Genomic DNA, 19937 nt, shown 5'->3' with positions numbered 1-19937 from the left:
GAACTCACCCGAGAGTGAGCTCGATCTGCTGGTCGGGCTCGAGCCGCAGGTCGGCCGGGTCTCCGGCGACCGGGGTGCCGTTGCTGGTGACGGTCACCTTCGCGTCACCCTTTGCCTTCACGCCGCCGACCTGGGTGGGTGTGAGGGTCACGCCCCACTGGGTGAACAGCTGGCCGAGGGTGAACTTCTCACCGACCGTGTGGGCCTCGATGTGGATGGTGCCGTCACCCTCGTGAGTGTGGACCGCGGACATGGCGCCGGTGTTCGGGTCGACGCCGATGTTGGGCGGCACGGGTACCGGCTGGCCGTCAATGGTGACGGCCAGGTGGGGGTGGTAGTGCTCGGCGGTCCCCATCGGGCCGAGGTCGAGGCCGGCGGCGGCGACGCGGGCGGGCACGTCGGCCGGGGCGGGCCACGGCGGGAGAGAGGCGTCGTCGGGCGCCGCCGCGGCGGTACTGGACGAGGTCGAACCGCTCGCGCCGGTCGGACTGGTGTCGCTGGTGGTGGCTGGCTCGTTGTTGCATCCGGCGAGGGTCAACGTGAGGGCCGTCGTGACGACGGCCGCAAGCACGATGGGGGTGGGGGTCTTCACGACGCTCTACTTTCCAAGAGAGGGGGACGCGTCCGGTCTCGGCCGGTATGCGGGACGGGGGAGGCGCGCGGGCGGACGTCACCGAGGAGCCGATGGCGTCCGCCTGCGCTCGAGCTCAGGAGCTGAGGAGCTCCTTCATGGTGTCGATCTGGGCCGTCTGCGTCTCGATGACCTGACCGGCGAGGTCGACGGCGTCCTTGAACTTGCCCTCGGCCTGCTCGGTCTGCGCCATCTCGACCGCGCCCTCGTGGTGCTCGATCATCATCTCGAGCCACATGTCCTGGAACTCGCCGTCGGCGGAGTTCTCCAGGTCGTCGATGTCGTCCGCGGTCATCATCCCGGGCATGTCGTCGTGGCCCATGTCGTCCATGTTGTCGGACATGTCGTCCATGTCGTGGCCACCGTTGACGTGGTCGCGCATCGTCTCCGGCACGTCCTCGCCCCACTCGGTGAGCCAGTCGGCCATCGTCTCGATCTCGGGGCCCTGCGCTTCTCGGATGTCCTCGGCCAGCCCCTGAACCTCCGGGTCGAGGGGGCGGTTGAGGGTCAGGTCGACCATCGAGAGCGCTTGCGCGTGGTGGGTCATCATGTCGCTGGCGAAAGTGACGTCGGCGTCGTTGTGCTCGGTCGTGCTGACCTCGGCCTGGCCGGCCGCGTCCGAGGTGTCGTCGCCGCAGGCGGTGAGGCCGGCGCCGAGGACAAGGGTGAGCGCGAGCGCGGTGAGCGCACGCGTGCGGGTCTTGGTCTTGTGCATGGGAAGTTCTCCTGGTCTCAGGTAGTCAGTGGGGTGTTGGAGGCAGGCGGAGGCGTCACCCGGCCGGAACGCTGCTGTCGAACGCGCGAGGCAGTCGCGGTCGAGCTCAGCGGTGGCGGGCGGTCGCAGGACCTGTCAGCACCTGATGACGGAGAACTGCCACTCGTAGGGCGGGCCGGTGCCACGCACCCACTGCAACGCCCGCTCACGCACAGCGGCGGGCATGAACGCGGCCGGCAGCAGCGGTCGGAAGAGTCGCGCGGCGAGCACCACCAGCAGCGTGAGCGCCGCCGCGGCGAGCATGACGACGCACAGCATGACCATGCCGGCCATCCCGTGTCCTGAGCCGTGTCCCGAGCCGAAGTCACCGTTCACACTGGTGCCGGCGGCCGCCATCGCGGTGTGTGCGGCAGCGGCGGCGTGGTGGTGACTGGCGTCGGATGTCCCTGCTGCCATCGCCGCGTCGTGGCCTGCCGGCGTGCTCATCGCGGCCATCGTGCTTGCAGGAGCCGCGGCGGCGGACGGGGCGCCGTGGCTGGCCAGGGCGTGCATGCCGAGGATGCCGACGACCAGGGCCGCCACGAGGGCGGGCAGCCAGGGGCGGCGGGCGCCGCGCCCAGCAGTCAGCGCCCGTAGGACTCGCCTACGGGTGCTGACGGCGGTGGAAGGCACTGGCTTCATCGTTCTCGATGGTACGGAGCCGCTGGTCTCACGCCAGTTTCTGGGTCCGCAGCCGGAGCGCGTTGATGATGACGCTGACCGACGACAACGCCATCGCGGCCGCGGCGATGACCGGCGACAGCAGCCACCCGAACACCGGGTAGAGCACACCGGCGGCGATGGGGATGCCGACGGTGTTGTAGCCGAAGGCGGCGAGAATTCCGATACGAACGTTCCCCATGACGGCGTGGGAGAGCTGGCGGGCGTGGGCGATGCCGTTGAGGTCGCCGCGCAGCAGCGTGACGCCGGCAGACTCCATCGCGACGTCCGTGCCGGTGCCCATCGCCAGGCCCACATCCGCAGCGGCCAACGCCGGAGCGTCGTTGACGCCATCGCCGGCGAACGCGACCACGCGGCCCTCAGCACGGAGCTTGTTGACGACGTCGGCCTTGTGGTCGGGCAGCACCTCGGCTTCGACTCGGTCGATGCCGAGCTCGGCGGCGACAGCCTGAGCGGTGACCTGGTTGTCGCCGGTGAGCATGATGACCTCGATGCCCTCCTTGCGCAGCGCCGCCAGAGCAGCCGGGGTCGTCTCCTTGACCTGGTCGGCGATGCCGATGACACCCGCGGGGGTGCCGTCGACGGCGACGAGAACCGCGGTCGCCCCCGTACGGCGCAGCCGGTCCGCCGTCTCGGCCAGTCCTGCGGGGTCGATGCCCTGACTGGTGAGGAACCCCGCGGTGCCGATGAGTACCTTGCGGCCCTCGACGGTCCCGAGGACGCCCTTGCCGGCCGGGGCGTCGAAGTCAGCCACCTCGGGCAGCCGCGCCCCGCTCGCCCTCGAGCCGCCGGCACTGTCGGCCTGGGCCTTGTCGACGATGGCACGCGCGAGCGGGTGCTCAGAGGCGTTCTCCACCGCGGCTGCGAGCCGCAGCAGCTCCGCGGCGCTCAGGTTGCTGAACCCGTCTGCGAGTTCGACCGCGACGACCGCCGGCTTGCCCTCGGTAAGCGTCCCGGTCTTGTCGACGACGACTGTGTCGACCTTCTCCATCCGCTCGAGCGCCTCGGCGTTCTTGATGAGGACACCCATCTGGGCGCCCCGGCCGACCCCGACCATGATGGACATGGGCGTGGCCAGGCCGAGCGCACACGGGCAGGCGATGATGAGGACGCTGACCGCGACGACCAGCGCGTGGGCGAGCTTCGGGTCGGGGCCCACGAGGGCCCAGATGATGAACGCGAGCACGGCGATGCCGATGACGGCCGGCACGAACACCGCGGACACCTTGTCGACGGTGCGCTGGATGGGCGCACGGGAGCGCTGCGCTTCAGCGACCATCTGCACGATGCGGGCGAGCATGGTGTCTCGACCGACCGCGCTGGCGCGCACGAGGAGCGCCCCGGTGGAGTTGAGGGTGCCGCCGATCGCGTTGTCGCCCGGCTCCTTCGTCACGGGCATGGACTCGCCAGTGACCAGCGACTCGTCGACCGCGGACTTCCCTTCCTCGACGACGCCGTCGACGGGAACTTTCTCGCCGGGGCGGACGCGGAGCAGGTCGCCGAGCTGAACCTGGTCGAGAGTGACCTCCTCCTCTGTGCCGTCGTCACGCACCCGCCTGGCGGTCTTCGGGGACAGGTCGAGAAGCGCCTTGATGGCACCAGAGGTCGCCTCACGGGCGCGAAGCTCCAGCACCTGACCCAGGAGGACGAGGGTGGTGATGACGGCGGCCGCCTCGAAGTACACGTCGACTGCGCCGTCTTCGCGGAACGCCGCGGGGAAGATGCCCGGGGCCAACGTTGCGACGACGGAGAACAGCCAGGCGACGCCGGTGCCCATCGCGATGAGCGTGAACATGTTCAGCCTCATGGTGCGTACCGACGCCCAGCCGCGGGTGAAGAACGGCCACCCGGCCCACAGGACCACCGGTGTGGCCAGGACGAGTTGGATCCACGCGGACGTCGTGGCGGACACGGCGTCGTGCAGCGGTTCGACGAGGTCGCGGCCCATGCCGAGGATGACGACGGGGATGGAGAGCGCGACGCCGAACCAGAAGCGGCGGGTCATGTCGCGCAGCTCCGGCGACGGGCCGGAGTCGACCGTGACCACGACCGGCTCGAGCGCCATGCCGCAGATGGGGCACGCCCCGGGGCCGGGTCGACGGATCTCGGGGTGCATCGGGCACGTGTACTCCACAGCCTCCCCGTCGCCGGGCGTGGGTGGGGCAGTGCCGCTGGCCGTCGCAGCGTGTCCGCCGCGATCGTGAGCGTTCCCGGCGTGGTCGTGCTGGTCGTGCTGGTCGTGGCTTGCGTACCGGTCGGGCGTGGCCTGGAACTTGTCCTTGCAGCTCGCCGAACAGAAGTAGAACTCCCGTCCGTCGTGCGTGAGCGTGTGCTCTGTCGCGGTCGGGTCGACGCTCATTCCGCACACCGGGTCCGTGATCTGGTGCGTCGTAGCGGTGTCCGGTTCGTGCACGTGCGCGTTCATGTCCTCAACCATACCCCTAGGGGGTATGTAGTCAAGGGTCGTAGGCACCTTGTTCCGGGTGCCGTTGGCCACGCCCTGCGCAGCAAAGAGTCACGCTGACGGCGGCACCCACGACCTCCACGCGAGCCGGACCGCCTCATCGGTCGCGTGGAGGGAGGGGTATCGAGCTTGGACCCGTCAGACGGCCAGCGCGAGGCGTGACGGGTCGTGCTCGGCGAGATACCTCAGCACGCTGACCCGAGTCACGTGGCGTCGCCGCTGGTGCTGCACGCGCACCAGCATTCCGTCAGCAACGAGTGCGTCGATGTCCGCGCTCGCCAGTCCGGTTGCGGCCGACACCTCGGCCCACGTCATCAGGTCGTCGCGGACCGTCGGAGTGGGACGGCGAACCGGCTGCTGGGTGGCCCCGGCGAGGCTCTCGCGGGTGACCATGCGACGACCGTCGTAGGCGCGCTCGTCCTTGTCCAACGTCCCGTCCTCCACGAGGTGCTCGACCGCAGCCACCGTCGTACCGAGCTCCTTCGCTGCCTTGGAGTAGGGCACGGCGCGGCGGTGCAGTTCTGCCTGGTGTGCGTAGTGCTCGCGCAGGAGGGCGGCAGTTGCGGGCGGGACGATGAAGTCGCGCTCGCCCCAGGCCTCGAGCTCGAGCCCCTTCGCGCGGACGAACTGGTACACGGTGTGGTAGGTCGTCTGGACCTCATCGGCGAGCCGGACGAGCGTGATCTGGGTGCTGAGCCGCTGGCGCAGTGCCATGGCGTCGCAGAGACGCACCCGCCGCTCCTGCCCCTTGCCACGACCGCCGCACGGGACTGACGGCACTCGACCCTCGGCCATCCAGAGACGCGCCGTCTTGGGCGTGACGTCCCAGAGATCGGCAGCCTCGACGGTCCCGAGGAGCGGCTCCCCGCCCTCGTCCGTCGTGAGGACGAGGGAGCCACGCTCGGCGAGCTCGGCGTCGATGCGCGGACCGTCCAACGCGAGGAACTTCTGGTTGCCGGTGGTGCAGCGGACGGTGGTGGGGATGACGAGTCCGACCGGGAGGTTGGTGGTGAGCTCCTTCTGGATGAGGACGGCGATCTTCCGCGCGGGGCGGAGCTTCGGGTCGTCGAGGAGGTAGCTGCGGTGGAGGACGGCGGTGCCGGCGAGGTGGCCGGCGAATCGCCGCGTGTGGGTGCCCTTCACCTTGAGGCGATCGAGGTCGGACAGGATGGTCCGTCGCATGTCGTGGGGCGTGCAGGAGAAGACCTCGTCGATCACCTCCTCCTCAGGCGTGCAGTCGACGCGGGCGGCCTCGGCAGCATCCGCCAGGGCGGTGCGGAAGGCAGCCTGGCCGCCGGCGTCTCGGCGGTTGAGGCCGGGGATGAGGCGAGCGTCCTGGCGGATCACGCCGTCGGCGTCGGTGTGGAAGACAGCGACGACGAGGCGGATGAAGTCCATGAGGGCGGGCGGGACGACGAGCGCGCGCTTGGAGTTCTTGGTCTTGAGCTCGTCCTTGTCGTCGCTGGTGACCTTGGTGCCGTCCGGGGCGATCTGGGTGAACTTCTTGCCGCCCTGCGTCTTGACCGCGACGGCGCCGTACTGGCCCGGCCCCTGGTCGAGCACGTCGTAGACGCGGATGCCGTAGGCCTCGCTGATGCGCAGCCCGAGGATGCGCATGACCCACAGGGCGAGCTGGTGCACGACGTGCAACCGCGAGGCGATGTCGGCGCAGCGCGTGAGACTGACGGGCTGGCGCTCAGCGCTGGGCGCCTTGTCGGTGATGTGCATGGCGAGGCTGCTGCGGTCCTGCGGGACGTCGACGCCGTGGTCCAGGGCGTACTTGCAGATTTCCTCGAAGGCCCACATGACGTCCTTGGCGACGTCCTGGGAGAGGCTGCCGTTGGTGCGCGGTCCTCGGCGGAGCTCGCCGCCGGGGCCGAGGATGTCCTCGTTGTAGAGATCGGAGACGAGGAAGCGGTGCACCGCGGAAGACGGGTCGACGGGAACGAGCTTGCCTTCGGCCTTGCGGCGCTTCAGCGTCGACTTGGATGCCATCTTGGGGAGCTCGAGGGCCTCGGCCATGGTGACCAGCTGGGTCGGGTCGACGCCGTCCGGGACGCGGACCGTGATGTCGGTGTTCGACCGGGTGAGGGTCGCCTGCAACGCCTTCACCTCGTCACGCACCATGGTCTCGAGCACGAGGCCGCGCTCGTTCATGAAGGCGGCGATGCGCTTGATGTGGCCGAGGGTCGAGGTGGCGCGGTCGTGCTTGCCGCGCCGCAGCTCCTCGTAGCGCTCGGCGTGCCACCGGTCGGCCATGGCGCGGAAGTCGGTCCCGGTCTTCTGGGTGCGCTTGTTCGCGACGCGTCCCTCGGCCCCGGGGGTGGGGAGGTCGGTGTCGCTCTCGATGGCGGCGATGCCGGCGGCGATCCAGCGGTCGACGGCCTCTTCGGTGGTGAAGGTGTAGGTCCGGCGCTTGGTGGCGCCGCGGCGAATCGGGAGGCTGGCGGTCCAGCCGCCGTCGGTCTGCTTCTTGGAACCGGTCAGCTTGCGGCTCATGCTGCACCGCCCTTGCGGACCAGGCTCTTGAGGAGGGCGATGGTGTTGGCGCGCTCATCGGCGAGGGCCGCCGCGGCGGTGAGCTTCTCCTCGAGGCGGATGACCTGCTCGCGGAGGGCCTTGGTCTCCTTGGACTCGCGCCGGGCGGCGAGCTCGTTCGCGACCTGCTCGATCTGGGAGGCGTCGAGGACGTCGGTGGCGACGAGGTCGCGGACCGGGACGCGCCAGGTCTTGCGGCCGGTTTCGTCCTGGGTGGCGTTGGGCCAGCGGCCCTTGCCGGAGTCGTTCCAGGTCTTGATGGTCTTGAGGTCGCGGCCGGTGAGGTCGGCGATCTCGCTGAGGGTGAGGGTGGTGTCGGGGCTGTAGGTGGCCGGCGTGTCGCCGGGCGTCATGGGGGTCATGTCGCAGGACCGTCCGAGGCGATCAGGGTCCGGCAATCCCCGCCACCAGCCGGGCTCAACTTTCTTCAGGAGTCGTCCCTCGACGCCCCCGGAAGCCCCCGATCGCCCTCGATCGGGGACGCAAGGCGGTGCAGTACACGCGTGGATCGAACGGGGGATGCACCTGGTGCGACCAGGGTCACCTAGGTCATTCGAGAAACAATCAAGCCGACAATCGACCCCGGATAGGCGCATCGGGCCACTAGATGTGGGCTGAAATGCGCTTGGCCCCCACAAGATGTGGGGGCCAAGGTGCGAATCTTTTGATTCTTGAGTAGCGGGGGCAGGATTTGAACCTGCGACCTCTGGGTTATGAGCCCAGCGAGCTACCGAGCTGCTCCACCCCGCGTCGGTGAAAGGAACAGTACAGGGGTGGTGCTGGGGAACCCAAATCGGGGTCAGCCCGCCAGCCGCACGGCCTCCTCGATCAGCGCGCGTCCCTCCTCCATCAGCCGGGCCCACTTGACCGTGTTGCCGGCCTGCTGCGCCGCGTCGGCCTGGGCGAACTTCGCCTCGGCCTGGCGGAGCAGCTCGCGGATCTGCGCCTGCGTGCCACCCGCCGGGGTCGTCGGGGACTCCGTGGGCGACTCGGTCGGCGACGCGCTCGACGTCTCGGTCGGCGTCTCGGTCGGGGTCTCCGTCGGCTCCGAGGAGGTGTCGCCGAGCAGGGCGTCCTCGATGGCGCTGCGCAACGTCGTACCGATCCCGACGCTGCCGTTGTACGACACCAGCACGAAGCGCAGGATCGGGAAGTTCGACGCTCCCGCGCGCTGGGTGTAAACCGGCTGGACGTACATGAAGCTGTCACCGACCGGCAGCGTCAGCAGGTTGCCCGGGACGCGCTTGGCGTCACCCGTCGTGTAGGGCAGCAGGGCCCGGCTGACGTCCTCGTTGGATGCGAACGTGTTGGCGATCAGGTTGGGTCCGTCGGTGCGCTCGTTGGGGAGCTCGAGGACGGTGATCTTGCCGTAGTCGTCGCTCGTCGCGTCGCTGTTCACGGCCATGTAGGCGGCCAGGTTCTCCTTCTGGCGCGGCACGTAGACCGAGGTCAGCGACCAGTTCTCGCCCTCACCGGTGTCGGCGAAGAGGCGGTACGGCGGCTGGAGGCTGTTGGAGGACTGGGGATCCGTCGGGACCTCCCAGCGCCCCGAGCCCTCGTACCAGTCGAGCGCGTCGGTGACGTGGTAGCGCTGGAACTGGTAGCGCTGGGCCTTGAACAGGTCCTCGGGGTAGCGCAGGTGCTCCAGCAGCTCGTCGGGGATCTCGTCGCGCGCCTTGATCACGCCCGGGAACACCTCGTCCCAGGCCTTGAGGATCGGGTCGGTGTCCTCCCACGCGTAGAGCGTCACCGTGCCGTCGTAGGCGTCGACGGTGGCCTTGACCGAGTTGCGGAGGTAGTTGATCTCGTCGGTCGGCAGGGTCTGGAAGCCCGTGTTCTCCTGCAGCGAGTCGTCGGTCATCGTCTCCAGCGACTCGCGCTGCGACAGCGGGTACTTGTCGGTGACGGTGTAGCCGTCGAGCACCCACTGGATCCGGCCGCCGACGACCACCGGGTAGGGGTCGGAGTCGACGGTCAGCCAGGGCGCGACCTTCTCGACCATGGTGCGCGGGTTGCGGTCGTAGAGGACCTTGGAGTTGTCGTAGACCCGGCTGGACAGCAGGAAGTTCGGCTCGCTGAACTTCACGGCGTACAGCAGCTGGTTGAACAGGCTGCCGACCGGCACGCCGCCGGTGCCGGTGTACGTCGTGGCGTCGCTGGTCTCCTCGCGGGCGCCCTTGGGCAGGTCGAGCTCGACGTCGTTGCTGGACGCCGGCCTGCCGACGATGCTGTACGACGGGCTCTTCTCGCCGTAGTAGACACGGGACTCGTAGCCCTCGGGCGACAGGCTCGTCAGCGCGTCCTCGTCGGCCTCCTGGCCCTCGGCCCACTGGATGTTGAGCGACTGGCTCTCGTCGTCCTCGGGACGCTGGTTGGCGTAGGCCGCGATGACGCCGTTGCCGTGGGTGTAGACGGTGTGCAGGTTGGCCCAGTTGCGGTCGCCCTCCGCGATGCCGCTCTGGTCCACCTCGCGCACGCCGAGCACGACCGCGCGGTCCTTGCCGCCGATCTCGTAGCGGTCCACGTCGAGCACGTCGTTGACCGAGTAGTAGGCGCGCACCTGCTGCTGGGTCTCGAAGACCTGGCTGACCACCTCGGGGTCGACCAGCGGCACGCTCGACGTCATCCCGTCGAGGGTGTCGAGCCGTCCGCCGCCGGTCACGGGCGAGCCGGTGACCGTGCCCATCTCGACCTCGTCGAGGGAGTACGCCTCGCGGGTCGCGTCGATGTTCTCCTTGATGTACTGCCCCTCGCGGTCGGGCACGTTGGGGTTGACCCGGATCGCCTGGACGAGCGTCGGGACGATCAGGCCGAGGATGATCGCCGACAGCGCGAACAGGGCGACGCCGACCGACGGCAGCAGCCAGGTGCGGCGCCAGATGTTGGCGAGGAAGAGCATCGCGCACACGATCGCGATGCCGGCCAGGATCTCCTTGGCGGGCAGCACGGCCTTGTCGTCGGTGTAGCCCATCCCCGTGAAGATCGACCCGGAGTTGGTCACCAGGTCGAAGCGGTCCAGCCAGTAGTCGACGGCCTTGGCGAGCACGAACAGCGCCAGCAGGGCCGACACCTGGATCTGCGCCGCGCTGGTCAGCCGCTCCCCCGGCCGGGCCGAGAGCCGGATCCCCCCGAAGAGGTAGTTGACCAGGATCGAGGCCAGCAGCCCGACCACCGCGAGCGCCATCACGAAGTCGACGACGTAGTGCCAGAACGGCAGGTCGAAGACGTAGAAGCCCACGTCCTTCTCGAAGTACGGGTCGCGGCTGCCGAAGGTCTGGCTGTGCCGCCACATCGAGTAGTTGCGCCACTGGCCCGTCGCCGAGGCGCCGGCGAAGAGGCCCATCACCACCGCCGCGCCACCGATGACCCAGCCCATCCGGGGCGCCAGGAGCTCGCGGTAGCGGTCCATGCCGTCGTCGGGCATGCCCGGCATCCCGGGCCACAGCACCGGCCGGAAGCGGTACGCCATCGCCATGGCCAGCGCCACGGTCGTCGCCATCAGGCCGGCGAAGACCAGGAACAGCCCCACGCGGGTGAGCAGCAACGTGGTGAAGACCTCGCCGTAGCCGACCGAGCGGAACCACAGCCGCTCGGTCCAGAACGACGCGAAGCCGCTCAGCACCATGAACGCGATGATCAGCACGATCGCGGTGATCACCAGCGCGCCGGGGCGCCGGGAGGTCGACGCCGGTCGCGCCGGGGTCGGTCGGGTGTTGTCGAACGGAGTGCTCATGACGGTCCCTGCTCAGGCGTTCTCGGTGGGGGTGTCGTGCAACGTCGCGTGGAGGAGCTCGAGGAGTCCGGGCACCAGCTCGGTGCCGTTGACCACCGACAGCTCGTCGTCGTGGGCCCGCAGCCGCAGGGCGCAGTACGACGCCCCGGCGCGGGTGACGCCGGCGACCATCCGGACCTCCTGGCGGTCGGGGTGCTCACGAGCGAACAGCTCGGCGGCCATCGGGTCGTCGGGGATGTCGTCGTCGACGCCCGGAGGCAGCACCAGCCGCTCGATCACCGCGGCGCAGCCGGCGACGCTGTCGGGCCAGGCGATCGAGTGGAGCGCCTCCTCGAGCGGCTGGCCGGGTGGCAGCCCCTCCTGCTCGATCGGGGTGAACGACCCCTCGTCGCCGGGGCCGTCGATGGCCATCGCCGCGGCGAGAGCGGGCTCCTGCGCCACCAGCTCCGCGGTGTCGACGAGGGCGTAGAGCCGGGCCGGCTGGTCCCACCCGTCGGCCGCGACGTGCGACTCGATCTCGAGCACGGCGGCCGCCAGCGCGGGGTCCTCGGGCAGGAGGGCGGGGGCGGCCGGGTCGTCGGTCGTCATGAGGCAGTGTCCTCGCAGGTCGGGAGCTCGGTGTCGTGGTCGGCCACCCAGTCCGCGAGGGTCTGGACCGCCTTGTGCATCGTCGTCGCCCTGGCCAGGCGCATGTCGCCGGTGTCGACGTCGCCGATCGCATCGCAGTTGTCGGCCGGCACGAAGAACAGCTCGGCTCCGGCGTCGCGCGCGGCCGCGACCTTCTGCTGGATCCCGCCGATCGGCCCCACCTCGCCGGACGGGGTGATCGTGCCGGTGCCGGCGACCTCCTCGCCTCCGGTCATCGAGCCGGGCGTCAGCGTGTCGAGGATGGCCAGCGACATCATCAGACCGGCGCTCGGGCCGCCGATGTTCTCGGAGATGCTGACGCTCACCTGGAACGGGAAGTCGAAGCCGACCCCCGGCGTGATGCCGATGCGCTTGTCGCCGTCGACCTCGCGCGGGGTGACCTCCACGGTCAGCTTCTCGCCGTCACGGCGTACGACGAACGCGAGCGGCTCGCCCACCTCGGCGGCGTCGACCGCGTCGACGACGTCCTGGGCGTCCGTCACCGGGGTGCCGCCCACCTCGAGCAGGACGTCGCGGACCTCGAGCTTGCCGTCCGCGGGCAGCGACGGCGTGACGTCCTGGACCTCCACGATCGGGTCGACCTTCTCGCCGAGCTCGGTCAGGGCGGCCGCGACGGCGGTGTCCTGGGAGGACACCATCGCGACCGCGGACTCCCGGTCGCTGGACTCGTCGGTCTCGTCCGGGGCGTAGATCGAGGAGCGTGGCCACACCGCCGCGTCGGGGTCGAAGTAGGCCCGCAGCAGCTCGGGCAGCGTCACGTCGTCCTCGGGCTGGCTGACGTAGACCGTGGTCATCCGCAGCTCGCCGTCGTCGTGGTAGGCCCGGTGCCCGGTGACCTTGACGGTCTCGGCGCCGTCGTTCTCGGCGAGGATGTCGACGGTCGGGCCGGGGTAGTAGGTGACGTAGGGCAGCGGCACGAAGGCGGCGGTCCCCCACAGCACGGCCAGCAGGCACAGCGCGAGAAGCCCCGCCCTGGTCCGCTGACTCATGGGCGTAACTCTCTCAAACGACCACAACCACGCGACAACCAGCCGACACCCAGCAGCCGGCTAGGACGCCCGGCGGGTGCGGTCGCCTGCCGGCGGACCGCCGTGGCTGGGCCGCACCGCGATGCCCGTGCTGCGGTCGCGCGCGGGTGCCGAGGGTCGACGGGTCCCGGCCGGGAGCTCCTTGGACAGCGCCCTGCCGAGCCGCTCGACGGCGACGTCCCGGTCGACCTCGCCACGACCGTCCCGGCTGACCCAGCTCACCCAGAGCATGGCCACGACCGTCACGACGGCGGCCGGCGCGAGCCAGAGCAGGATCTCCACGTGGTGAGCGTAGGTGCGCGCGCGGCCTGCGGCGGGGAGGCACTACGGCGTGCCGACCCACTCCTCGGTCGCGTCGTCGAAGACCTGGTGCTTCCAGATCGGCACCTCGGCCTTGAGCGTGTCGATCAGCGCGCGCGAGGCCGCGAAGGCGTCGCCCCGGTGCGCCGCCGTGGTGGCGACGACGACCGCGAGGTCACCGATGCGCAGCTGGCCGACCCGGTGCACGGCCGCCACGCCGCGTACGTCGTGCTCGTCCGCGACCCGGCGGCACACGTCCTCGAGCCGGGCGAGCGCGGTCGGATGGGCGGAGTAGTCGAGCGCGGTCACGCCCTTGCCGCCGTCGTGGTCGCGCACCTGCCCGATGAAGAGGGTCAGCCCGCCGGCGCCCTCGTCACCCAGGGCGTCGACCACCTCCGCCACGTCGAGGGGGGCGTCGCGGATGGCGACGAGGCGTACGGGATCGGACGGGGCGTCGGTCACGGGCCGAGTGTAGGCCCGCGCACCGGCGCCGGTCTGGGCCCGGTGAGTACCGTGGGGTCCATGAGTGAGACCCCCGGCGGCCCCGGATCGTCCGGCCAGGACCCCGACGACAACAACCCGTTCAAGGGCACGCCGTTCGAGCAGATCTTCTCCCAGATGGGCGGCTTCGGCCCGGGCGGCGGCATGCCCGACCTCAACCAGCTGATGGCGCAGATGCAGTCGCTCTTCGCGCCGCACGACGGCCCCGTCAACTGGGACACCGTGGTCGACCTCGCCCGCAAGACCGCGGCACAGGAGCCCGACCCGGCCGTCAGCCCCGCCCAGTCCGGCGCGGTCGCCGACGCCGTACGCCTCGCCGACCACTGGCTCGACACCACCACCGCCTTCCCCTCCGGCGTCTCCACCACTGCGGCGTGGTCGCGCGCTGAGTGGATCGTGGAGACCATCGACGTCTGGAAGGTGCTGGTCGAGCCGATCGCCGGCTCCGCCACCACCGCCCTCGGCCAGGCGATGCCCGAGGAGATGCGCCAGCTCGCCGGGCCGCTGATGGCGATGCTCGGCAAGGCCAGCGGAGCGATGGTCGCCTCCCAGGTCGGCAGCGGCCTCGGCGCCCTCGCCGGCGACGTGCTCAGCGCCTCCGACATCGGCCTGCCGCTCGGCCCCATCGGCAAGGCGGCCCTGCTGCCGACCAACGTCGCGGCCTTCGCCGCCGAGCTGCCCGACGTGACCACCGACGACGTGCTCCTCTACCTCGCGCTGCGCGAGGCCGCCCACCAGCGGCTGTTCGCCGGCGTGCCGTGGCTGCGCGACCACCTGATCAGCGCGGTGGCCGAGTACGGCGCGGGCATGGACTTCGACACCTCCGGCATGGAGGCCAAGCTCCGCGAGATCGACATGACCAACCCCGCCGCCATGCAGGACGCCCTCGCCGGCGGGCTGTTCGACCCCGAGCCGTCGGCCGCGCAGAAGGCCGCCCTGGAGAAGCTCGAGGTGACCCTCGCGCTGGTGGAGGGCTGGGTCGACGAGGTCGTCGGCCTCGCCACGGCCGACCGGATGCCCGCCGCCGCCAAGCTGCAGGAGACCGTACGCCGTCGCCGCGCTGCCGGCGGCCCGGCCGAGCAGACCTTCGCCACCCTCGTCGGCCTCGAGCTGCGGCCCCGCCGCCTGCGCGACGCCTCGACGCTGTGGGGCGCGCTGCGCACCCGGCAGGGCGCCGAGGCCCGCGACGGCGTGTGGATGTCGCCGCACCTGCTCCCGACGGCCGCCGACCTCGACGACCCGCTGGGCTTCCGCGAGGGCTCCGACGCGGTGGGCGAGCTGTCGGAGGAGGAGTTCGACGCCGGCCTGCGCGACCTGCTCGACGGCGGCTCCGACCCGCGCCCCGGCGAGTGAGCGACCTGCACGCGAGCGCGCTGGCGACCCTGACTGGCTGGACGCCGCCCGCTCCCGACCAGGCCGCCCTGCGCGACCGCTTCGTCACGCACCTCCACGCACACCGCGACGGGCTCGCGAAGGCGTGCTTCCCCGACCACCTGACGGCCGGCGCGCTCGTGGTGTCCCCGGCCGCGGACGCGGTCCTGCTCAACCACCACCGCAAGGCCGACGCATGGCTGGCCTTCGGCGGTCACCTCGAGCCGGGCGACGCCACGCTCGTCGACGGCGCCCGGCGCGAGCTGGTCGAGGAGTCGGGGCTGAGCGCCTTCGAGCTCGACCCCGAGCCGCTGTGCCTCGACGCGCACGCCGTGGAGTTCTGCTCCGACCGGGGCACCGTGCACCACCTCGACGTCCGCTTCGTCGCGGTCGCCGGCCCCGACGCCTCCCACGCCACCAGCGAGGAGTCGCTCGACGTGCGGTGGTGGCCGGTCGACGCGCTGCCGCACACGTTCGACGACATGTACGCCCTCATCGACGCGGCGCTCGCGCGGGTGCGCGGCTGACTCACTCGTCCTCGTCGCCGCCCGGTGGCGGCTCGAGGCGAGCCGCGGCGGAGTAGCCCTCGAGGTAGCCCTTGGCCTTCTCGGCCCGGGGGTAGCGGTCCACCCACGCCCAGAAGGCCGGCGTGTGCCCCGCCTCGAGCAGGTGGGCGAGCTCGTGCACGAGCACGTAGTCGACGACCCAGGCCGGCATCTGCTTGAGCCGGTCGCTGAGCCGGATCGTGCGGTCGCCCGGGGTGCACGAGCCCCAGCGGGCGTTCTGGTTGGTCACCCAGCGCACCGACGACGGGACCGCCATGCCGCCGAGGTAGAGGTCGTTGAGCTTGCCCGCCCGCGCGACGAGCTCGTCGTCGGAGCGCACCTTGCGGCGCTCCTGGCGTTGGATCCGCGCGACCATGTCGGCCACCCAGGTCGCCTCGTCGCGCTTGCTCATGGTGGCGGGGATGAGGACCACGATCCGGTCGCCGTCGCGGTAGGCCGAGACCGTGCGCCGGCGCCGCCGCGAACGGCGCACCTCCACCTCGGGCGCGGCCCCGGTCGACTGGGTCATGGCTCGAACCTAGCCGCCACCACCCACGCCGGTACGTCGTACGCGCGGGCGCGGTCCCGTCACAGGCGGGCGGACGCCCACGCGAGGAGCCGGTCCCGCTCCCACGTGTTGACGATCCGGTCCGGGTCGATGCCGGCCTCGGTGGCCCGCGCGGCGCCGTGGTCGAGCATGTCGAGCTGGCCCGGCGCGTGCGCGTCGGAGTCGATGGAGAACAGGCAGCCGAGGTCGCGGGCGAGCTCGAGCAGCTTCGTCGGCGGGTCGCGTCGCTCGGGTCGGGAGTTGATCTCCACCGCGACGCCCTCCTCCGCGCAGGCGGTGAAGACGGCCTTCGCGTCGAACCGGCTCTGCGGCCGGACGCCCCGGTTGCCCGTCACGAGCCGCCCGGTGCAGTGCCCGAGCACGTTGGTGTGCGGGTTGCGGACCGCGCCGACCATCCGCCGCGTCATCGGCTCGGGGTCCATCTTGAGCTTGGAGTGCACCGACGCCACCCGGACGTCGAGCCGACCCAGCATCTCGGGCGTCTGGTCGAGCGAGCCGTCGTCGAGGATGTCGACCTCGATCCCCTTGAGCAGGGTGAAGCTGCCGCCGAGGTGCTCGTTGACGGCCTCCACCACGCCGAGCTGGCGGATCAGCCGCTCGGCGCTCAGGCCGTTGGCCACGCGCAGCCGGGGGCTGTGGTCGGTGAGGACGAGGTAGTCGTGGCCGAGCTCCATGGCCGTCATCGCCATCTCCTCCAGCGGCGAGCCGCCGTCGGACCAGTCGGAGTGGGAGTGCAGGTCGCCGCGCAGCCTGGCCCGGAGCTCCTCACCGCCCCGGGCCAGCGGCCCGGCGGTCTGCTCGAGCTTGACCAGCCGCTCGGGGACCACGCCGTTGCAGGCGTCGGTGATCACCGCGGCGGTGCTCGGCCCGATGCCGGGGAGCTCGGTGAGCGTGCCGGCAGCGGCTCGCTGGCGTACCTCGTCCTCGGGCAGCGGCAGGATCGTGCGTGCGGCCTTGCGGAACGCCTCGATCCGGCGGCTCTCCTCGCGCTGGCGCTCCATGAGGAAGGCGATCCGGCGCAGCGTGGCCACCGGACCGCGCTCGATCTGGCCCTTCTCCGTCAACTTCTTCCCCTCCACAGGCCCGGTCCCGCCGAACGCGCTGGTCACCCGCACAGTACGGCGACGCGCCGGGCGTGTCGCCCACAGGGCTCTCCCCACCGCCGGAGCCGCCCTCCACCACCGGCCGGCTGCTGTGCACACCGCGTCCACAGGCCTGTCCACAGGGGTGGACGTCGACCCGTTGACCGTGCGTGACCGGCCTCCTAGCGTTGCGCCCCAGAAGGGCCCCACGGCTCGTCGACGTCAGCAGGGGAAGGCAGGCGTCGATGGCTGCGGGGCCCCTTCTCCGTCCCGAGGGGCGCCCTTCTTCATCTCGGGCCGTGGGTCGATCCGCTCAGCGGCCGCGGAACTGCGGCGCTCGCTTCTCCCGCGCGGCCGCGATGCCCTCCTGCAGGTCGGCGGTCGCCAGGGTCATCGGCTGGGCGAGCGCCTCCCACTGCAGGGCGGACTCGAAGTCGGCGTGGCCGCCGTCGGCGAGCGCGATCTTGGTGAGGCGGGCCGCGATCGGGGCCGTCGCGGCGATGTCGGCCGCGGTCGCCAGCACGTCGTCGAGGAAGCCGTCGCCCGCGACCACGCGCGAGACCAGGCCGAGCCGGAGCGCCTCGTCAGCGTCGACCACGCGGCCGGTGAGGAGCAGGTCGCGGGCGTGCGCGGGCCCGACGACGTTGGGCAGCAGGTAGGTGCCGGCCATGCCGGCGTGCATCCCGAGCTTGTTGAACGGCAGGCCCAGCTTGGCGCCCGACGCGGCGTAGCGGATGTCGCAGGCGAGCGCGAGGCAGAGTCCGGCGCCGATGGCGTGGCCGTTCACCGCGGCGATGGTCGGCACCTCGAGCCGGCGTATCGAGAGCCACGCCCGGTAGAACGGCATCATCCGCGCCCGGAGGTGGTCGACGCTCGCGTCGGGCTCGCTGGCGATCCACGAGGTGTTGCCGCCGGAGCAGAAGGCGCTGCCCTCGCCGGTCACGACCACGGCTCGCACGGTCGGGTCGGCGGCCAGCGCGTCGATCGCCGCGACCCACGACGAGGTCATCTCGTCGCTCATCGCGTTGCGCATGTCGGGGTTGTCGAGGGTCAGCAGCACGACCCCCTCCGACGGGCGCTCGAGGCGCAGGTGGACGAGGTCGGGAAGGGGGCCGGGAAGGGGGCCGGGAAGGGGGCCAGGAGGGTGCTCGGACATGGGGTGAGGGTACTGATGCGACTGAGCGTGAAATCATCCGGATTCACGCTCAGCGCGTGTGGTGCGTGAGCGTGGGCCACGCGTGGCGTAGGGTCGTCGTCGGAGCATGGGCAGCCGCCTGAGCTCCCCGGCGGGCTTCCCCCACGAGCAACCCCGTCGCGACGACCAAAGAGAAACAAGCAAGGAGGCCGTCATGGCGGAGACCTGGAGCGGTGAGTTCTACTGCGTCAAGTGCAAGGAGAAGCGCGAGGCGGAGGGCGAGATCAAGGTCAACGACAAGGGCACCAAGATGGCCAAGGGCGTGTGCCCGGTCTGCGGTACCAACCTGAACCGCATCCTCGGCAAGGCGTGAGCCTCACCCCGTGAGCTGACAGCGGCGGCGACACCCCTCGGGTGGCGCCGCCGCTCTGCATTTCGGCCTGCCTGTGGATGACGGCCCGGGCGGGACCGCGGGCTGGCAGCGTGGGCGGCATGTATGACGCCCCGCTGCGCGCCCAGCTCGACTGCCCCGAGGAGTGGCTCGAGCCTGTGACCGCCGCCCTCCTCGTGGCCGGCGTGGCCACCGACCGGTCGGCCCCGGTGGGTCTCGCCGTCGCACCGGGTCGCCTGGTGTCGCACACCCTCGACGACTGGACCGTCTCCTCGCTCCCCCACCTGCTGGTCGGCGTGCGCCCGCATGCGGTCGAGGTCGGGCCGTGGGTGCTGGCGGGCGTCGGGCCGTGCGCCCGGTGCGTCGCCGCGGCTGTCCTCGACGACGGCAGCCGCAGCTCGTCCCGCCACCTGCAGCCTTCGCTGCTGACGATGGCTGCCGGGTTCGCGGCACGTGACCTCGCCGCCTGGTCGCGCGGCGAGACGCCCGGCACGTGGCTCACCTCGTGGCAGCTCGACCACGAGCCGCTGCCGCGCGAGCGGCGGTGGGAGCGCCACCCCTACTGCGGGTGCACGTGGTTCGACACGGCGTGACTCGTCGCCGGCCGGTCACCACCACTCGCTGTCGAGCTTGCTCTCCATCGCCCGCAGGTGGGTGCGCGAGCAGGTGTCGCAGAAGGCACGGCGCCGCCCGTTCTCCACGGCCGTCGTCCAGGTCAGGGTCTCCGCCTCGGGAGCCTGGGTGCCGCAGAAGGCGCAGGTGACGAGCTCGCTCACCTCGTCGAGGCTACTCCCCCGCGTCCGGTCCGGACACGACACGAGCCGGTACGACGTCACGGTGACGTCGTACCGGCTCGTGTGTTGCTCACCCGCGATCAGGGCGAGAGCCTCCCCCGTGGGGGATTGATCAGATCGCGCGGGCGAGTGCGAGACGCGCCTGCTGCGCGGCCTGCTCGGCCTTGCGGCTCATACGGCGGGCCAGGGCCAGCTGGTGGCCGCGCCGCAGCTCGTGCGCCTCTCCCAGGCGCGCGGTCATTTGCGCGCGTGCGAGTTCTTCATGCATGAGATTCATGTCGTTGCTTCCATTTCGGTAGGTCTTCATTGAGGTGTGTTTCCTGTGATTCCTCGGAGGGATGAGTTCGCGGTGACGCCTCGCGGCGGCCCCGTCCTTGCTGGGTGCTGCCCGACCTAGGCGACCTGGACGGTCTGGTCGGACTTGCGGGGCCGGCCTCGCGGCCGCTTGCGCGGGATCACCACGCCCTGGAGGAAGAGCTCGCCTCCCCAGACGCCCCACGGCTCACGCCGCTCGAGGGCTCCGTCGAGGCACAGCGCCTGCACGGGGCAGTCGGTGCAAAGGGCCTTGGCGTGCTCCACGTCCGCGGGGGACTCGGCAAACCACAGCTCTGCGTCGTTGACGCGGCAGGGCAGCAACTCCTCATCCACTCCGGCAGCTGCGTCGTGCAGGGCTCCGAGCGGGGCCTGGGGCTCCAGCTCGGTCTTGTCGGCAGCTCGGTTGCGGTCGAGAACGCTGATGGTCATGTGTTCACCTCCTACTCGTTGACCTGATC

General features: G+C 71.1%; 21 protein-coding genes and 1 tRNA gene. 4 read left to right on the top strand and 18 right to left on the bottom strand.

All coding sequences use genetic code 11. From position 1 onward, the window contains the following. Window positions 1-4: 4 nt before the first annotated feature. From ACE3QY_RS08700 to ACE3QY_RS08645, 12 genes are all read right to left on the bottom strand, one after another. Complete coding sequence (locus ACE3QY_RS08700; RefSeq protein WP_172258569.1) at window positions 5-592, bottom strand: hypothetical protein; 588 nt, start codon at window positions 590-592, stop codon at window positions 5-7. A gap of 115 nt (window positions 593-707) precedes the next feature. Beyond that, window positions 708-1346 carry a DUF305 domain-containing protein gene (locus ACE3QY_RS08695; protein ID WP_129456443.1) on the bottom strand — a complete coding sequence of 213 codons (639 nt, stop codon included), beginning with the start codon at window positions 1344-1346 and terminating at the stop codon, window positions 708-710. Between the two features lie 135 nt (window positions 1347-1481). Beyond that, window positions 1482-2027, bottom strand: coding sequence for a hypothetical protein (locus ACE3QY_RS08690; protein ID WP_129456442.1), 546 nt, complete (start codon window positions 2025-2027; stop codon window positions 1482-1484). Between the two features lie 28 nt (window positions 2028-2055). Continuing rightward, window positions 2056-4491 (bottom strand): heavy metal translocating P-type ATPase, encoded by a 2436-nt coding sequence (locus ACE3QY_RS08685; RefSeq protein ID WP_253942242.1) that lies wholly within the window; start codon window positions 4489-4491, stop codon window positions 2056-2058. Between the two features lie 177 nt (window positions 4492-4668). Further along, complete coding sequence (locus tag ACE3QY_RS08680; protein ID WP_129456440.1) at window positions 4669-7029, bottom strand: hypothetical protein; 2361 nt, start codon at window positions 7027-7029, stop codon at window positions 4669-4671. Then, window positions 7026-7430, bottom strand: coding sequence for a hypothetical protein (locus tag ACE3QY_RS08675; RefSeq protein WP_129456439.1), 405 nt, complete (start codon window positions 7428-7430; stop codon window positions 7026-7028). The genes ACE3QY_RS08680 and ACE3QY_RS08675 overlap by 4 nt, the downstream gene beginning before the upstream one ends. A 314-nt stretch (window positions 7431-7744) precedes the next feature. Further along, window positions 7745-7818 (bottom strand) — tRNA-Met (locus tag ACE3QY_RS08670). A 49-nt stretch (window positions 7819-7867) separates the two neighbouring features. Then, complete coding sequence (locus ACE3QY_RS08665; RefSeq protein ID WP_374455621.1) at window positions 7868-10801, bottom strand: UPF0182 family protein; 2934 nt, start codon at window positions 10799-10801, stop codon at window positions 7868-7870. 12 nt (window positions 10802-10813) lie between these two features. Continuing rightward, entirely contained in the window at window positions 10814-11389 is a 576-nt protein-coding gene (locus tag ACE3QY_RS08660; RefSeq protein WP_374455620.1) for a PPA1309 family protein, read from the bottom strand. Further along, entirely contained in the window at window positions 11386-12438 is a 1053-nt protein-coding gene (locus tag ACE3QY_RS08655; protein WP_374455619.1) for a PDZ domain-containing protein, read from the bottom strand. Before ACE3QY_RS08655 ends, ACE3QY_RS08660 begins: the two co-directional genes overlap by 4 nt. 60 nt (window positions 12439-12498) lie before the next feature. Next, window positions 12499-12759: a hypothetical protein gene (locus tag ACE3QY_RS08650; RefSeq protein WP_374455618.1), complete on the bottom strand. Its 261-nt coding sequence runs from the start codon at window positions 12757-12759 to the stop codon at window positions 12499-12501. A 42-nt stretch (window positions 12760-12801) separates the two neighbouring features. Then, window positions 12802-13239 (bottom strand): molybdenum cofactor biosynthesis protein MoaE, encoded by a 438-nt coding sequence (locus ACE3QY_RS08645; RefSeq protein WP_374455617.1) that lies wholly within the window; start codon window positions 13237-13239, stop codon window positions 12802-12804. Window positions 13240-13299: 60 nt separating this feature from the next. Between ACE3QY_RS08645 and ACE3QY_RS08640 the strand changes: the two genes are divergently transcribed. Next, window positions 13300-14631 carry a zinc-dependent metalloprotease gene (locus tag ACE3QY_RS08640; protein ID WP_374455616.1) on the top strand — a complete coding sequence of 444 codons (1332 nt, stop codon included), beginning with the start codon at window positions 13300-13302 and terminating at the stop codon, window positions 14629-14631. Next, the gene (locus ACE3QY_RS08635; RefSeq protein ID WP_374455615.1) at window positions 14628-15176 is read left to right on the top strand and encodes an NUDIX hydrolase; all 549 of its coding nucleotides are present in this window, start codon (window positions 14628-14630) and stop codon (window positions 15174-15176) included. Before ACE3QY_RS08640 ends, ACE3QY_RS08635 begins: the two co-directional genes overlap by 4 nt. A gap of 1 nt (window position 15177) precedes the next feature. Here ACE3QY_RS08635 and ACE3QY_RS08630 read toward each other — a convergent pair whose 3' ends face one another. The 3 genes from ACE3QY_RS08630 to ACE3QY_RS08620 all read right to left on the bottom strand — a co-directional run bounded on the left by ACE3QY_RS08630 (window position 15178) and on the right by ACE3QY_RS08620 (window position 18000). Then, window positions 15178-15723 (bottom strand): M48 family metallopeptidase, encoded by a 546-nt coding sequence (locus tag ACE3QY_RS08630; protein ID WP_374455614.1) that lies wholly within the window; start codon window positions 15721-15723, stop codon window positions 15178-15180. Between the two features lie 59 nt (window positions 15724-15782). Next, window positions 15783-16826, bottom strand: coding sequence for a PHP domain-containing protein (locus ACE3QY_RS08625; protein WP_374455613.1), 1044 nt, complete (start codon window positions 16824-16826; stop codon window positions 15783-15785). A 331-nt stretch (window positions 16827-17157) separates the two neighbouring features. Beyond that, window positions 17158-18000, bottom strand: coding sequence for an enoyl-CoA hydratase/isomerase family protein (locus ACE3QY_RS08620; RefSeq protein WP_374455612.1), 843 nt, complete (start codon window positions 17998-18000; stop codon window positions 17158-17160). A gap of 193 nt (window positions 18001-18193) precedes the next feature. Between ACE3QY_RS08620 and ACE3QY_RS08615 the strand changes: the two genes are divergently transcribed. Further along, window positions 18194-18352 (top strand): DUF5679 domain-containing protein, encoded by a 159-nt coding sequence (locus tag ACE3QY_RS08615; RefSeq protein WP_090969683.1) that lies wholly within the window; start codon window positions 18194-18196, stop codon window positions 18350-18352. 119 nt (window positions 18353-18471) lie between these two features. Continuing rightward, on the top strand, window positions 18472-18963 hold the full coding sequence (locus ACE3QY_RS08610) for a hypothetical protein (RefSeq protein ID WP_374455611.1): 492 nt from the start codon (window positions 18472-18474) through the stop codon (window positions 18961-18963). A 15-nt stretch (window positions 18964-18978) separates the two neighbouring features. Here the strand turns inward: ACE3QY_RS08610 and ACE3QY_RS08605 are convergent, their stop codons facing one another. From ACE3QY_RS08605 to ACE3QY_RS08595, 3 genes are all read right to left on the bottom strand, one after another. Further along, window positions 18979-19146, bottom strand: a complete 168-nt coding sequence (locus ACE3QY_RS08605) for a hypothetical protein (protein ID WP_374455610.1) — start codon at window positions 19144-19146, stop codon at window positions 18979-18981. Between the two features lie 130 nt (window positions 19147-19276). Next, window positions 19277-19471, bottom strand: a complete 195-nt coding sequence (locus tag ACE3QY_RS08600) for a hypothetical protein (RefSeq protein WP_179620109.1) — start codon at window positions 19469-19471, stop codon at window positions 19277-19279. Window positions 19472-19557: 86 nt separating this feature from the next. Further along, window positions 19558-19908 (bottom strand): WhiB family transcriptional regulator, encoded by a 351-nt coding sequence (locus tag ACE3QY_RS08595; protein WP_374455609.1) that lies wholly within the window; start codon window positions 19906-19908, stop codon window positions 19558-19560. Between the last annotated feature and the right edge of the window lie 29 nt (window positions 19909-19937).

The organism is Nocardioides sp. (assembly GCF_041913365.1).
Classification (GTDB): domain Bacteria; phylum Actinomycetota; class Actinomycetes; order Propionibacteriales; family Nocardioidaceae; genus Nocardioides.
This window is presented reverse-complemented; position numbering and strand designations above follow the sequence as displayed.